The following is a 17146-nucleotide window of genomic DNA, read 5'->3' on the forward strand; positions in this document are numbered from 1 at the left end:
ATATGGAGACTACTATTTCGCAAAACATTCTGCTAACCAGTCGGAAATTTAGCCGGGAGGAGCAGTACTGGCATAAGAAGTTACAGGGGGAGTGGACGCTCTCCCTCCTTCCAACCGAAGGGACGGAGAAGGAAGTCGATGGGGTGGAGGGGACAAAAGAAATATCTTTTGTCTTTCCAGAGGATTTAAACGCTACCGTTACGGCCCATTGCGATCATCATCCGATGAAGCTCTACCTGTTCCTTCTGTCGACGTTTCAAATCATGCTGAATCGGTATAAGCAGACAGACGACATGATCATTCTCACGCCCGTCTTTCAGAATCCGCTTCCCCCTAATGCTTGGAATCGGGTGCTGCCGCTGCGTGTACGGATGCATCAAGAAGCTACTTTTGCAGAAGTGGCGAAAGAGGGTAAGCAGCTGGTCAAAGAGGCAATGGAGCATCAGAACTATCCGTTTTCGCAAATGATGCAATGGCTTGATCTATCCGACACCGATCTGACGACACTGCTAGATACTGCCTTCGTACTAGAAAACATGCAAGATATTGCTGCTTTAGAAGGCCTGTCCCTGCAAGTGGTATTTGCATTCAAGCAAACAGAAGATGGAATTACCGGACGCGTACGGTATGCGGGCGAGCAGTTCCAAGAGTCTGTCATCGAACGGATGATCGGCCATTATCTACAAATTCTTCGTGAAGTGGTCGTCGATCCTAAACGATTGGTTCACACAATCGATATGTTGACAGAGGCGGAGCGGACTGATCTGTTGTATACCCGCAATCAAACGGACGTTTCTCATTCTGCTCCAAAGCCGATCCATCAACTGATCGAGGAACAGGCAGCGCGTACGCCTCATCTAACAGCGGCTGTGTTTGGCAACAAAAACCTTACCTACGCTCAACTAAATGGCAAAGCCAATTATTTAGCGCGTATGTTGAAGGACAGCGGCATTGGAAGAGGAAGCAATGTTCCCGTCTTGATGAATCGTAGCTTGAATTTGGTCATTTCCCTGCTAGCTGTGATGAAAACAGGTGCGGCCTTTGTCCCACTAGACGTGCAAAGTCCGAACGAAAGGAAAAAGCAGCTACTGGATGAATTGGATTGTCCGGTGACGCTGATCGGACCAGAAATACGACAGGAACCGTCATTTGTGCAATTGACACGTGCTGTAATCGTCGATGCGGATGATATCCGGGAAGAAGAGGACTTGAAAATTCAGGTAGATGTGGACGATCCGATCTATGTGATCTATACATCTGGTTCTACCGGCAAACCAAAAGGAGCAGTCGTTCCTCATATCGGTATTTTCAATCGGTTTCGCTGGATGGATGAACACTACGGTTGTACGGAACAGGATGCCATTTTCCAGACGACTCCTCATCACTATGACAGTTCGGTCTGGCAACTTTTCTGGCCGCTCCTGCATGGTGGCCGTACGGTATTGCCGATTCCTGAATTTGAGATGACGCTCGATCAAGTGTTGCACGCCATTTCAACCTATCAGATTACGATTACGGACTTTGTGCCGTCGGTCTTCAACCTGCTGGTGGATCAAATGGAAACACGGATGGACATACAGGATTCACTTTCTTCGATTCGCCACCTGATCTTGGGAGGAGAGGAAATTACGGCTCACACCGTGCATCTGTTTCTTCAGCGGTTTCCCCACGTTCGTATCACGAATCTGTACGGCCCGACGGAGACCTCTATTGGTGTCATCTACTTTGAGATCGACCATACCCATCAAGGACCGATACCGATCGGAAAGCCGATAGCCAATACGAAAATTTTGCTGCTGGATTCAAATCGCAAACTAGTTCCGGCTGGACAACAAGGGGAGATTTACATAACGGGATTGTGCTTGGGGCATGGTTACTTGCACGATCCTGAGAAAACAGCAGTCAGCTTTGTTGACAACCCTTATCCGGAAATTGGTTATCAAAAGCTTTACCGGACAGGTGACCTTGGGCGTTATCTGCCGAGTGGCAATATCAAGTTCTGTGGTCGCATCGATCATCAAGTAAAAGTACGTGGGCACCGAATTGAGCTGGGCGAGATTGATGAGGTTCTATTGTCCCACCCGCTAGTAAAAGAGTGTGCCGTGCTATTTCAAGAAGAGAAGGCTCGCTTGTGCGCTTACTACGTATCGAATGCTCAGGAATTGACTGCAAGTGACTTGCGTGGTTATCTCAGCGAACGGCTTCCCGATCACATGATCCCTTCCTTTTTTGTCAGCATTGAAAAAATGCCTTTGACAGCAGGGGGCAAGATCAATCGTAAGCTACTGCCTGAAGTGGATGAGCAACAGGCGTCCGATGCAGAATATGTAGCTCCACGAAACGAGAAGGAAGAACATCTGGTTACCATCTGGAAAGAAATCTTGGGGATCGAAAAAGTGGGGGTACACGACAGCTTTTTCCAGCTGGGAGGGAATTCCCTGCTGTTGCTTAAAATGCATGCGCAAATTGTAAAACAAGTGGATAGCGAGATTAGCGTCGCGCATTTGTTTTCCTACTATACGATTGCCATGTTTGTAGATTTTCTCGAACAAAGAAAACAGGATCAGTTTGCATCTATGGAAGATCAAAGCGATGATGATGAATCCCTTCTGGAATTGCTGAGGGAGGTCAAGGAGGGAGTTCTCTCCGTAGACAAGGGTGCCGAACTGATCGACAAAAGGAAGGGGAATTAGGATGAGTTTGCTAAAAAAATACATCTTGGAGCAAGTGGCAGCTCATCGATTGCAAGAGAAGGAAGCACTTCCTTTGCTGAAGGAACTGTCCTCTGCCACCGTAAATACACGCCAAGATATCGCGATCATCGGTATGGCTTGTCGTTTTCCCGGAGCCAACAGCCTCGAAGAATACTGGAACAATTTGCAACAGGGGCACGATTCAATCAGTGATATCCCTGCTGCAAGGCGTCCGGATGTCGAGCGGGTAGCGAGAGAATTTTTAAACGACACAGATTTTAAGTATGAGCGGATGGGGTATCTCGATCACGTAGACTTATTTGATCATGCGTTTTTCGAGATATCACCTGCAGAGGCTCGAACCATGGATCCTTATCAGCGGATGTTTCTCGAGTTGGCATGGGAAACATTTGAACATGCCGGGTATAGCGAGAAGATGATCAGCGGTTCTCCTACAGGTGTATTTCTGGGATATTGTGACAATGAATCACAATACCAGCGTGTGCTGAAAAACGTTGATTCGTCCTCGCTGGCTGGTAACGTTGCGGCAATTATCGCTTCGCGAATTTCCTATTTGCTGAATCTGTCAGGTCCGAGCCAACTGATTAATACATCTTGCTCTTCCTCCTTGGTCGCTCTGCACCAAGCATGTCAAGCCATTGGAAATAACGATTGTCGAATGGCTCTCGTAGGCGGAGTTAACCTTTCCCTGTTTCCAATTCAACAAGATACTGACTTTGGCATCGTTTCTTTAGATCGCAAAACCAAAGCTTTTGATGACTTTGCTGATGGAACAGTATGGGGAGAAGGTCTTGGCGCTGTTCTTTTGAAATCCTACGATCAAGCAGTCAAGGACAACGACTATATCCATGCCGTGATCAAAAGCACAGCGGTCAATTGTGATGGCCGTTCTACCAGTATTACAGCGCCCAATGCGATTTCCCAGTCTGCTTTGTTGCGAACAACATGGGAGCGGGCGCGAATCAATCCGGAGAGCATCTCCTATATTGAGGCACATGGAACAGGGACAAGACTAGGCGACCCTGTAGAGATTGAAGGGATCATGCATGCCTTTCAGAAAGTTTCAAAACGTAAGCAATTTTGCGCAATAGGCTCGGTCAAAAGTAATATCGGGCACACGATAGCGGCATCAGGTCTGGCTGGAATCATTAAGACGGCTCTGATGATGAAGCATCGTCAGATTCCGCCGACGCTGCATGTGAAACGGCCGAATACCTTAATTCCTTTTATCGATTCACCTGTTTATATAAATGATGTACTAAAGGCTTGGGATGTAGAGGCGGACCAACCTGTGAGGAGAGCTGGGGTAAGTGCATTCGGCTTGAGCGGGACAAACGCCCACGTCATATTGGAAGAGCCTAAGCGTGAGGCGACACCCGTTTCAGAATCTGGCGATTACCTCATTACGTTATCTGCCAAAACAAGTGAGTCACTATGGGATTTGCTCGAGAAATACCAAGCATTTTTATCAGCGTCTTCTGAGCAATCCATTCTTGATATGTGCGCAACTGCCAATACGGGTCGCGGACACTATCGATATCGGCTTGCCTTCATTATCAACAGCAAAGAGGATTTTTTGCAGAAGATCCATCGCTTGTGCGCGGGAGAACGGATGGAGGACGGTGCTCCGCTTATTGATGGGAACCAGGTGTTCTACGGGGTATTGAATTCCCGTGGGGAAGGTTCATTGCCGATCAGCATGCAAATAGACAGCTCTAACCCAGTAGAAATGGCAAAACAGTACGTGCGAGGGGTGCCTATCAATTGGCTTGAATACTACCGTCCAGTCAAATGGAAAAAGGTACCTTTGCCAACTTATTCCTTTGCCAAAAACCGTCACTGGGTGCAATCGGATCAACCTGCAAACGACACGGTTGCGCGGTCCGCTACTGTAGCATCTGAGGTGGCACATGAGAAGGAAACAGCTGATGTTCATAAAATTGCTTCCACCTTCTTTACTTTTGGGGAAACGTTACTGAATCAGGTGAATGTCCAAAAGCAAACGGGCTTGGAAGAGGATGAGACTTTTTATTCCGGCTTGTCATCGCTTGAATGCTTCAATCAACTGGGCGTTTTCCATAAGCAGGTTCAAACGTATTCGTTGGAAGAATTGCGTGAAGCTGTAGGGCTTGATGAGAGAAATGAGCATCTTTTCCATCTCATGCTCGGACTCGTCGTTCAAGCGGCCCTTGTTGAACAAGTTGCAGGAACCTATCAACTTGCTGCTCAAGCAGAGGGTCTTGATGCGGAAACGTTTTATCAGGATTGTCTGGATCGCTATCCGAATGAGCGAGATACGTTCACCCAATTAAAAGCGTGCTTTGCCCATTACTCAACTATCATGACAGGGCAGACCGTACTTGTGTCGAACGGTACCTCTGACTTTTTCAAGTCGTATGCGGATCGGATTACTCTTGGAAACCCTTCTGGACTTATGGCAGTGGAAACAATTGCTCAATACATCCATTCGTTTGACCGTCCTGTTCGAATTCTGGAGCTCGGAGGCGGTTCAAGCAGTCTTACTCGCTTATTGCTGCCGAAGATTGAGAAACAAGATGTCACCTATCTGTTTACGGATTGTGTCCAAGGGACTCTCGATGAGGCAGAAAAAGAGTGCAAAGAAACGTACCCGTTTGTACAATTCCGCCTGTTCAACATGGAGCAGGCCCCAGCCGAGCAAGGATTCGATCTACATGCATACGATGTGATCATTGCTAATAACGCTATACACAGGTCGAAGGATGTTCGGGCATCCTTATCGATTTTGCATCAGTTGCTTGCAGAGCAGGGCGTGCTGTTTGCGATCGAGCTCGTGAAAAATCGTTCAACGGCAAATGTGATCGGGGGGCTTGCCGCAGACTGGTGGCAGCACGAAGACACCGATCTGCGACAGCAAGCCAGACTGATGGATGCCTCACGCTGGGAAAAGGCGCTTCGGGATACGAACTATCAATCGGTTGCCATTTATCCGTCGTCAACAGCGCTGCTTGATCTTTCTGATTCAGCTTTATTGATCGGACACTCAGCGTATACGCAACAAGAGTATCGAGAGTGGCTCTACCAGATCAATTGGCAAACGAAAGAGCTGACAAGCAATCATCAGACCCAGCGTCCAGGGATCTGGCTGGTGTTTCAAGATGAAGGCGGTGTAGGAGAAACGCTTGCTGACGCGATGACATCGGACGGACATGAAGTGTTCAGACTTCGCAGTGGTGAGGCTTTTGCCTCCGTCTCTTCCCACGAGTTTATCCTAGATCCCAACCAGCCGGCAGATCTGCGGCGTGTGTTCGAGAGACTCGGGGACAAAAAGGAAAAGCTGACTGGGATTATCCACTTATGGAGCTTGACCTCAGGCGCCCAAAAGCCAAATGACCTCGGACAGCTAGAAGACCTTGAGTCAGCGCAACATCTGGGAGTGTACAGTCTGTTTCATTTGACACAAGCGTTGCTTGAGCTGGATCTGAAGCAGGTGCTTGATTTACGGATCGTCTCAAACTACGCACAAGCAGTAGATGACAACGGACCTGTTCATCCAGAAAAAGCTCCTTTGTTCGGTCTAGCCAAGGTTATCTCGCAAGAAAATCCAAAACTGCAGTGTTTTAGCCTAGATCTCGCAACAGAGGGGCGTTCAACATCGCAGTTAGCTGGTCAGCTTCTAGCGGAAATTCGCTGCAATAGAGATGACACTTTGGTTGCCTATAGAGGAAATCGCATCGTACCAGAAATGAATCGCAGCGATATCGATAAAATTCCGAAACGGCCCGTAGAGATACGTGAAAATGGCGTTTACTTGATCGCCGGAGGTACAGGAAAACTGGGCCTGGCATTTAGTAAGCATCTGGCTGCTCAAAAAAATGTGACGCTCGTGCTGATTAATCGTTCTCCACTTCCACCTAACCACGAGTGGCAAGAGCGTTTACAGCATCCAGACTGCAATGGTGCTGAGGCACGAAAGCTGAAAGCACTGCTTGAGCTAGAGGAAATGGGAGCGCAGGTAGTCTGCTACGCCGCCGATGTGTCTGACCGTCAGCAGATGGAGGATATTTCCGCGCAAGTCCGTGCTCGTTACGGACCGATCAACGGCATTATCCAATCCGCGGCGCATATCACCTTCGAGACGATTCAGACGAAGAAGTTTTCCCATTTTCAAAATGGCTTGAAAGCGAAGATGGCGGGCACAGTCATTCTGGATCAGATAGCTGAACCGGAGCACTTGGATTTCTTTGTAATCTTTTCATCGCTTGCTTCGATTTGGGGTGGAGCGACTGGAAGTGACTATGTCTCGTCCAACTGCTTCCTGGATGCCTATAGTGCAGCTCGGAATCGAACGGGAAAACCAACGATAGCTTTGAACTGGTATGCGTTTGAAGGCATAACAGGTCCTGGTTTTATCGGATACATGCCGATGGATGGAGCAATTCAAGCCTTTGATGCATCGCTGTCTTGCCAAACTGAACACCTGATCATTGGACAATTTGATTTGCAAGTGCTGAAGGAATGGGCACCGTCTCTGAAAGTAAAGCTCGGAGATACGATCTTCGCAAACGGAAAGTCTCATAAAGAACGCGAAGCACCATCCACAGTGACCATGCAAAACCGAGTTGCTTTGTCTGGCAGGGAGGAAGGCGATCGCTACACTTTGTTGGAGCAAGCCTTAGGACAGATTTGGTCCGATGTGTTAGGTTACACCGAATTGAGCATCGACGACGACTTTTTCAGGCTGGGTGGCGATTCTCTTTTGGCAATCGGTATCGTTTCCCGTGTCTCCAAGCAGATGCAAAAAGAGATTACGATCACCGACCTATTTCAAACACCGACGATCCGTCAATTAGCTGTATTGATGGCTCCGAATGAAGAAACAGCTGTGTCAGCGATCCCTGTAGCAGAGCATCGGGAAGCGTACCCCGCCACCTCGTCTCAGCAGAGAATTTATGTGCTGGAACAAATGCAGGAAGGGGCAGTTGCCTACAACATCCCAACAATCATGATGCTTGAAGGTGAGCTGGATAGAGAGGCTTTCGAACGTGCATTTGTCTCGCTGGTGCAGCGACATGAGTCGTTGCGCACCTCATTTTCCATCGTGGATGGAGTTTTGATGCAAACGGTTCAGCCGAGCGTAGATTTTACGTTGGCGTATAGTGAAGTCGACGAGAACGAGGCCAAGAGAACGGTCGAACAATTTATTCAACCATTCGACTTATCAAAAGCGCCGCTTGTACGCGGTATGCTCATTCGCATGGATGTCAACAAACACTTGTTGCTGTTTGACATGCATCACATTATTTCCGATGGTGTGTCCATCAACATTTTGATCCGCGAGTTCTTCCAATTGTATCAGGGACTCGAGTTGCCCGAGCTGCGGATTCAATATAAAGACTACAGTGTGTGGCAATCAGAGCAGCTGGGTAATGGGGTATTGGCCGCTCAGGAGAAATTCTGGCTAAAAGAGCTGGATGGAGAACTTCCTGTGCTTAATCTGCCTACGGACCACCCTCGACCGTCCGTCCAGAGCTTTGAAGGAGATGTCCTGACCTTTGAGATTCCTCAAGAGAGGACACAGAAGATACTGGCACTGGCAAAAAACAATGGTTCAACCTTGTACATGACGCTACTGGGAGCGCTCACCATTATGCTGTCGAAATACGCTGGCGAAGAAGACATTATCATTGGATCGCCAGTGGCTGGCCGTCATCATGCAGACCTGGAAAACATCGTGGGTGTCTTTTTGAACACACTGGCGATGAGAAACTTCCCGCGAAGTGATCGAACTGTGGCGGATTTCCTTCAGGAAGTAAAAGAACGGGCACTGACGGCGCTCTCTCATGCCGACTATCCGTTCGAAATGCTGGTGGATCGTCTGACGCTGCCAAAAGATACGGCGCGCAACCCACTGTTTGATGTGATGTTCATTCTGCAAAATACCGGAGATGCGAAGGGAAGCATGAGTGCAAATGGCCTGATGCTCTCTCCTTATCCATTTGAACAGCGCTCTGCCCAGTTTGATCTGACCTTTGACATCATTGAGCGAGAACAGCGCCTGATTGTCGATATCGAATACAGCAACAAGCTGTTCAGCAAAGAGACGATTGCGTCGATGTCTACACATTTCCAGAAGATTCTGGAGCAGATGGTGGAAGATCATGAACAGTTGATCGGCAAGATGTCCATGCTGGCAGCAGAAGAACGCTTGCTGCTGATTGAGCAATGGAATGACACGAGCTTGGAATACTCTCGTGAAAAAACAGTCGTCCAGCTCTTTGAAGAAGTAGCGGCAAAACAGCCGAACGCGTTAGCTGTAACATGCGGAGATGAGAAAGTCACTTATGCGGAATTAAATAAGCGAGCAAACCAAGTAGCCCGTTTGATCAAGCAACATGACGTCACTGCTGATACTTGCGTGGGTCTTTTGACGAATCGCTCTGTGGAAATGATGGTCGGACTCTTGGCGATCTTGAAAGCAGGTGCTGCATTTGTTCCGATTGATCCGCACTATCCAGAAGAACGCATTTCCTATGTTTTGGAAAACAGCATGACTCGCCTCGTCTTAACCCACGATTCTCTGGCAGAGAAGCAGTGGGGAAGTGTTGTCCGAGTGGATGTAAATGATTCTCGGGTGGAGATGCAAGATCACTCCAACCTTCCGCCACAGGCTACACCTGGCGATCTCGCCTATGTCATTTACACATCGGGTTCTACAGGCAAGCCTAAAGGTGTTATGGTTGAGCACGGCAATTTGATGAGCTTCTGCTCAGGGATCGGGAAACATATCGATTTTGCCAGCGCAGACAAAATGTTGGCTGTGACGACGATTTCGTTTGATATTTTTCTGCTTGAAACGATTGTACCGCTGACGAAAGGGATGACAGTGGTCATTGCAACCGAGCAGCAGCAAGCCGACCCGCAGGTGCTCAAGGAGTTGATTTTGCAGGAAGAAATCACTTTCCTTCAACTGACTCCATCTCGTCTACAGCTCATGCTGGAAGAGAAGAGCAACTTGCACGCACTTGACTGCCTGAAAGCGATCCTGCTTGGAGGAGAAGCCCTTTCATCATCTTTGTTCCAACGGCTTCGCACACAGACCAAGGCAAGACTTTACAATCTGTACGGTCCAACTGAAACAACGATCTGGTCTACGGTTCAGGACTTGACCGAGGCAGAAGAAGTAACGATTGGCGCGCCGTTGCCCAATACACAAGTCTACATCCTTGATGAGCATCTACAAGTGCAGCCGATGAAGATCACTGGTGATCTTTACATTGCAGGGGATGGGGTAACGAGAGGCTACTTCGGTCAGCCAACTCTGACGGATGAGCGCTATATCCCTAATCCGTTTAAACCTGGTCAACGTATGTACAAAACAGGTGATCTCGCGAGATGGCTGCCGGACGGACGTGTTGAATATGTGGGACGATCCGACTTTCAGTGCAAAGTACGCGGTTATCGGATCGAATTGGGTGAGATTGAAAGTGCTCTTTGTCAGCACCCGGATATTACGGAAGCGGTGGTCAGTGTGCGAGATACTGCCAGCAATCCTTACCTGTCTGCGTACTATATGGCAGAGCGAACGTTGGACAGTGATGAATTGCGAGCCATGCTGAGCAAAAGCTTACCCGATTACATGATTCCACATTTCTATACGCATATGAGTATGTGGCCTCTAACACCAAACGGAAAACTGGATCGAAAATCATTGCCAGAGCCTGATTCACTCCAAGACAAGCACACCGAATATCAAGCCCCGGCTACCAGACTGGAAGAACAGGTGGCGGGCATCTGGCGAGAAGTGCTTAAGCGTGAAACGGTCGGTATGCAGGATACCTTCTTCCAAATAGGCGGTACTTCGCTTTTACTTGTGCAAGTACATGCCAAGCTTGAACAGCTTTACCCTGGACGGGTTCGAATTGCCGATTTGTTTGCTCATCCTACACTGTTCAGTCTTACCAACTTTTTGAAGAATGCCGCTTTAGATATAGCAGATGAACAAGAGGAAACTGATACAACCACTTATTGGTTGAAGGAGCTGGATCGTGTCTCGCTTATAGAGTTGCCACCTCAGTATTGGACAAATGGAGAAGCGAATGCGGACACAAATTGGGTTCAATTCTCACTTACTGATGAACTGTTTGAAAATGTGCAGCAGGTAAGTCAAATGGAAGATGTTGAGGTAAGAGACGTTCTGCTTTCGATGTATCTATACCTCATGGCGGAATTGACAGAACAGCAGGATCTTTATATGGAAGTGGCTGTCGCCAAGGGGCTGCAGATGAATGCCTATCCATTCCGGGTGAACATGTTAGAGGTCAACACCTTCTTCGATCTATTCAAGCAGGTGCAGCAGAAACGACAGTTCATTGAGAAAATGACGGGGGAAGCCTCGGTGTGGCTAAAAAAATTACGGACGGATCGCAACGATGGAACCATTATTCCATTCTTCGGCAGTGTCGATGAGTTTACAGATGCATCGTTCACACACCATGAACATGAGCTAACCTTCTGGATCAAGGAAGGAAAAGACGTGATTGATATCGTGTGTGCATTCGACCCTGATTGCCTCCGGGCAGAAAAAGTCACGGAGATGACTCAGGATTACCAGCAATTGCTCAGGATGCTAGTGAATGAATACATGACGTAGAAAAGGGTGATCAAAAATGGACAAAATCGCACTCTTATTCCCGGGACAAGGTTCGCAATATGTTGGAATGGGCCAAGCATTATGTGAGGCCCATCCCATTGCTGCTCGTACCTTTGAAGAAGCCAGTGATGCGCTTGGATTTAACCTGCAAACACTTTGTTTTGCAGGGGATGTACAAGAACTGACCAAAACAGAGCACGCACAGCCAGCAATCCTGACGGCAAGTGTCGCAGCCTTCCGCGTTTATTCACAAGAAATGAACATCGAACCAAAGTGGGTGGCTGGTCACAGTCTGGGCGAGTTTACGGCCCTGACTTGTGCCGGTGCTATCCAGTTTGCAGATGCCGTCCGCCTTGTCTATCGCCGAGGTCAGTTCATGCAGGCGGCTACGCCGCAGGGTGTCGGAGCCATGTCAGCAATCTTCGGGTTGAATGCTCAACTTGTCGAGGAGATTTGTCGGGAACATTCTCGTGACGATGCGATCGTCGTGGTCGCGAACCATAACTCCGCTGATCAGATCGTCATCTCCGGACATGCACATGCGGTGCGGCAAGTAGAAGAAGCGTGCAAGCAGCATGGCTCGACTTCCGTAGTCAGCCTCAAGGTGAGTGCGCCTTTCCATTCGCCACTCATGGTGCAAGCAGCCGAACAATTAAATGAAGAATTGAAGCGATACACGTATAGCGATCCCAAATGGCCTGTGATTTCCAATGTGACAGCACAACCATATATCCATGCAGATCAACTTGTCGATTTGCTCACAGCCCAGACAACTAGCCCTGTTCGCTGGCAATCCACGATGGATTACTTGGTAACACAGGGAGCGAATACCGTAATTGAGCTCGGTCCAAAAAATGTGCTGACAAATTTGGCCAAAGGATATCCCCTTCGTGCCTTTGCCTTTGACAAGCAGGGGGAGATCAATCGTTATCAGCAAGAGATTCAGGATGCTAAAACGCATAATCAAGCAGCAATTGCCCAATTGGTCGATTCTTGCATTGCGATTGCTGTTTGCACGAAAAACCGCGGTCTCGATGAAGAGGCGTACCAGCAAGGGGTGATCGCTCCTTATCAAGCTCTTCAACAACTGAGGCAACAACTGGAACAAGGAGAAAAAGAGGGGGGCTATGGAGATGTAAGCGAAGCTTTTTCGCTGCTTCGTATGATCTTGCAAACAAAAAAAGCACCTGACGCGGAGCAAGCCATGCGCTTTGAACAGCTGACCAGCAAACCGGACTTGCAACAGCGATTTCCTGAGATCGGCAACGAATGGCAAGCAAGCTAAGCCGAACCAGGTGAGCAGAGGACCCAAGGAGGAAGAATGCAGTGAGCAAGCCATTAGGACTTAACCGAGTCAAACTGAATAAACAGCCGACGGATGCTCATTCAACAGACAGCAAACCCAATCAACATGATATTGCGGTGATTGGTGCTGCTTGCCGATTCGGAAGCGCAGAAAACCCAGCAGACTTTTGGCGTCTGTTGCAAGCTGGTCAAGATTGTGTGCGAGAGCTTCCCAAAGAGCGCCAGAACGATTTGATTCCATTGTTACTCGCCAAAGGGTTGACGATGGAGCAAATTCAATTTCGAGAAGCTGCCTATCTGAACGAAATTGATAAGTTCGATCCGCAGCTCTTCGGTCTTTCTCCTAAGGAAGCCAGCCAGATGGACCCAAACCAGCGCTTATTTCTGCTGACATGCTGGGAGGCGATTGAGGACGCTGGATATGGTGGAACGATGCTCGCGGGTAGTCGTACGGGTGTATATCTGGGATTTAGCAGTGATTTTGGTGAAGAGTATAGACGAATGATTCGAGAGCTGGAACCAGATGCGCTGTCCACCTCGATCATTGGCAATATGAAATCGGTGATCGCTTCTCGCGTATCCTACCTGTTGGATCTCAAAGGTCCGAGCATGCTTGTGGATACGTCCTGCTCCTCTTCGCTGATGGCTGTTCATCTGGCATGCCAAGCAATTCGTCGAGGAGAATGTGAAATGGCGCTGGCTGGCGGTGTCAAGCTCATCTTGCTGTCTTTACAAGATGGAAGCAATGATTTGGGAATTTTATCGCAATCTGGTCGTACTCGACCTTTTGACAATGATTCAGACGGTACAGGTGTCGGTGAAGGCGTTGGCGCCGTTTTGCTGAAACCGTTGACAAAGGCTCTTGCAGACGGGGATTCGATTTATGCCGTGATCAAGGGAAGCGCCGCCAATCAAGACGGCCATTCTTTCGGGCTTACGGCGCCAAATTCATTGGCACAAGCCGAAGTGATTCAGCAGGCATGGAAAGACGCGCAGATTGATCCCGAAACCCTTTCCTATATCGAGGTGCACAGCATAGGTACCAAGCTGGGTGATCCTATGGAGATGGATGGGCTGGAGAGAGCGTTTCGCCCATACACAAACCGGCGCCAATTTTGCGGGATCGGCTCGGTAAAGACGAACATCGGTCACACCGACCACGTAGCGGGGATGGCTGGTCTTTTCAAGGTGATTCTGTCTCTTAAACAAAAGCAGATACCTCCGCATTTGCACTTTCAGCGCGCGAATCGGATGATTCCTTTTGAACAATCTCCCATTTACATCCACGACACATTGACAGAGTGGGAACCAGAGCAAAGCGTGCGACGGGCTGGAATCAGTTCCTTTGGGATGAGTGGAACCAATGTGCACCTCGTAGTAGAGGAAGCACCAGGATTCATACAGCCCCCCAAGCAAGACGAAGGGATTCAGGCTATTGCTTTATCCGCTAAAAGCAAGGAGAGCTTGCTCAATCTGTTACTCCGTTTTCAGAAGTGGATAAGCAAGCCCGTGGAGGAACTGCCGACATTGGAAAGTCTCAGCTTTACGGCAAATACGGGCCGCAGTCACTACGGCTACCGCTTGCTGCTGATTTGCAGGGACATGGACGATTTTGCCGTAAAAATCTCCAAGTTGTGCGCGAGCGACTGGACAACACTTTCTGAACCAGATATTTTCTTTGGCTGGCACAAGGTTATCTCTCAGGAAGTAGCTGATAGAGAACCTGGGATACTGACTGAGGCAGAACAGCAAGCGATGAATAAGGCGGCCCATGCTTTTTTGCAAAAGCTTTTATTGGCACAAAGCAAAGAGTTATCTGATCTGAAAGAGCTCGGCGAATTGTATGTGAGCGGGGCAGATGTACGCTGGAGTGCCATGTATACGTTTAAAAAGCCGCGCCGCGTGCACCTCCCTGTTTATCCGTTTGAGCGTAAACGTTGTTGGCTGGACATCTCTTCTCTTCATTCTCTTGCCCTTGGCAAGGATGCCGGGAGAGAAAAAGACAATGTTGCACCGCAAATATCTGGAGAAGCGAAGCTGCCAAACGTAGTAGTACGTGGGAGAAAAAATGATACCTACACCGTTTTAGAGCAAGAGCTGGCTCACATTTGGGGATATGTTCTGGGGCTTGAAGAAGTAGATGTCCATGACAATTTTTACGAGCTGGGCGGGGACTCGATCATCGCGATTCGAATGATCAGCGAAATCTACAAGCGGATGAACCGAGAAGTAGAAGTACAAGACCTGCTTACCCATTTGACGATTTCCGATTTTGCTGCCTATCTTGATGCGGCTGGGCATGAAGTTGAACAGGTTGCGAAAGCAGAGGCAGCTGCTACTTCAGTCCAAACTGGTCAACAACGAAACACAAAATCATTGCATGGCACGCAAATCAAGCGCAGCTCGTATGCCGATGTCAGTCAATTATCTTGGCGTCAATGGAATTGTTATGATCGCGGCCTCGCTTTATTAATGGAGGAGCAGGATGCCCATCTGATTCCGTATTTTAAGCTTTTTCTCGGATTGAAGCGCGGCTATCAACTCGATGCAGAGGGGTACCCCTATTCGTATCGGGAGCATGCTGAGGTTATGGGATATTTGTCGGATGAGGAGATGCTTTACAAATTTGGATATCGAGTCAAACTCGTGTCGGTCGCTCGTCTGGATGAATTGCATGAGTCGATCATTCACCAATTGGATCAAGGAAAGCCAGTAATGGTTGCGTTTGACGAGTACTACACCTTTTACACGCCCCAATACCAGAAGGAACATACCGATCATCTCACCGTCATCACTGGCTATGACCATGACAAGCAGGTTTATACGATCATCAATCACAATCATTTGACTCGCGGGCAAGCTCAACGAATCCAGTACGATAAATTTTCCACAACGTATCAAACGCTTGAGGAGATTTATGCAAATGTAGAGCCGCATTCTCGGCTGATCATGGTGCTTGATCGCGTTACAGATGAAGAAGCAATCTTGCGTGCCAGCGCGGAACAGGAGTTGCTGCGTTTACTAAAAGTGGTCGAAAGTAAACAGCAAGTTGGTCGTGAACTAACGCTGTTGCTGTCACTTACGGAGCAGCCAGACACCTATTTTCATGAAGCCAATTTAAACGAGCTCTACGTTCAATTAGGCGGGAAAGAACTGTGGGTGGAAACATTATTGGACTGTTACATTCCACAGGCAGATCAGTCTGTACGCGAACTGGCGGAGGACATTTTGCAGACATCCAATAACGTGGTGAATCGCTATGCCCTTAGCTTATACAAAGAAAAAATGTTGAAGCGACCCGATATGGAAGCTGCTGTCGATAAGCTGAGGTCTCTCACTCGTCAATTTCTGCAACAAGTATTTGCCTTGCGAGAACGTGATTCAGATATCCGATAGTCGCATGTGGTTACCATTACGATAGACAGGAAGGAGAGTGCTCATGTCTCTCACCGAGATTCAACCTAGCAAGCATCCGAACCTGGATTGCATCGGCGCTTCTATCTACACGGTTCTGAAATACCTGAACTTTTCCGCCTTGGAAACAGCTTGGAAGCAGTGCGGTGCCATCTATCTTAAAACGCAGGATTCTCCTTATGGAGATGTAAACGGTCAATACATGAGAACAGTCGCAGAGCTGGAGTGGATTCATAATATCCGCGTAGAAGGACGGGCTGAACCGGAAGACGACCTGTTTTTGGCAAATATTCAAGAACGTTTGGAACGGGAGATACCGACAATCGTCCTCTGCAATATGGCAGAACTCCCGTACAACCCTTATTATCAGGACCTGCCTGAAATGCATAGCATCATTGTCACAGGAAGAGAAGATAATCAGCTTCTGATTGTAGATGATTACTACCGCTACAAAGGTCTGTTGCCCATCGAGCAATTTTTACAGGCAAGTAACTCTTCCTATCGGGATGCAGGCACAGGAGAATGGTATCCACTCCACAATCGATCATTTGAATTGGTACTTTCAGAGTCCCTGCATCCGACGCCCGATCAGTTGCTGGAAGCGGTCAGGAGCAATCTCAGCGTACTAGAGGGTCGTTGCGACATAAGTCAAATCAAGCGGGAGTTGGATGTACCTGATGATGTTAACGTCGAGGTTGGGCTGAAATCCCTTGATCCTTTTCTCGAAGACGTAGAGGCTTTTCTCGCTAGCGAAGTGGAGATTACTGACGATCATCTCGATATCCTTAACCACAGCTTGATCAGCATGGCACAGACACGAGCGATGTATGCCAATGTCCTGCAGGCGATCAGTGAGAAGTACGAAAACTTTGCAGATCTTGCCGAGCAGTATCGCAGTATCGGACATCAATGGAAAATTACGACCAATATGATTCTTAAGGCGTTTGACAGTAATCGCAGTGACATGGTTCATCGCGTTCTGCAAAAAATCAGCAGCGTAAAAACGCAGGAATTTGAGGCGGTCGTCAAAACAAGAGAAGTACTGGAACGGGTTGGCGTTGTTGTGTAAGCATCTACCACT

Annotated in this window: 5 protein-coding genes; all 5 read left to right on the forward strand. The window is 48.3% G+C overall.

Going from position 1 to position 17146, the window contains the following annotated elements:
• Window positions 1-2: 2 nt before the first annotated feature.
• Genes edeJ through HP399_RS14645 form a run of 5 tightly spaced genes read left to right on the forward strand, consistent with a single transcriptional unit; the run spans window position 3 to window position 17134 of the window.
• Complete coding sequence (gene edeJ, locus HP399_RS14625; RefSeq protein ID WP_173619493.1) at window positions 3-2693, forward strand: edeine non-ribosomal peptide synthetase EdeJ; 2691 nt, start codon at window positions 3-5, stop codon at window positions 2691-2693.
• A 1-nt stretch (window position 2694) separates the two neighbouring features.
• Window positions 2695-11346, forward strand: coding sequence for an edeine biosynthesis hybrid PKS-NRPS EdeI (edeI, locus tag HP399_RS14630; protein WP_173619492.1), 8652 nt, complete (start codon window positions 2695-2697; stop codon window positions 11344-11346).
• Between the two features lie 16 nt (window positions 11347-11362).
• Entirely contained in the window at window positions 11363-12631 is a 1269-nt protein-coding gene (fabD, locus tag HP399_RS14635) for an ACP S-malonyltransferase (RefSeq protein ID WP_173619491.1), read from the forward strand.
• Between the two features lie 41 nt (window positions 12632-12672).
• The gene (gene edeG / locus HP399_RS14640) at window positions 12673-16047 is read left to right on the forward strand and encodes an edeine polyketide synthase EdeG (protein WP_173619490.1); all 3375 of its coding nucleotides are present in this window, start codon (window positions 12673-12675) and stop codon (window positions 16045-16047) included.
• A 43-nt stretch (window positions 16048-16090) separates the two neighbouring features.
• A complete protein-coding gene (locus tag HP399_RS14645) occupies window positions 16091-17134 on the forward strand; it encodes a BtrH N-terminal domain-containing protein (RefSeq protein WP_173619489.1) in 1044 nt (347 codons plus the stop codon).
• Window positions 17135-17146: the final 12 nt, after the last annotated feature.

Origin of the sequence: Brevibacillus sp. DP1.3A, assembly GCF_013284245.2 — a bacterium.
In the GTDB taxonomy this organism is placed as follows: Bacteria; Bacillota; Bacilli; order Brevibacillales; family Brevibacillaceae; genus Brevibacillus.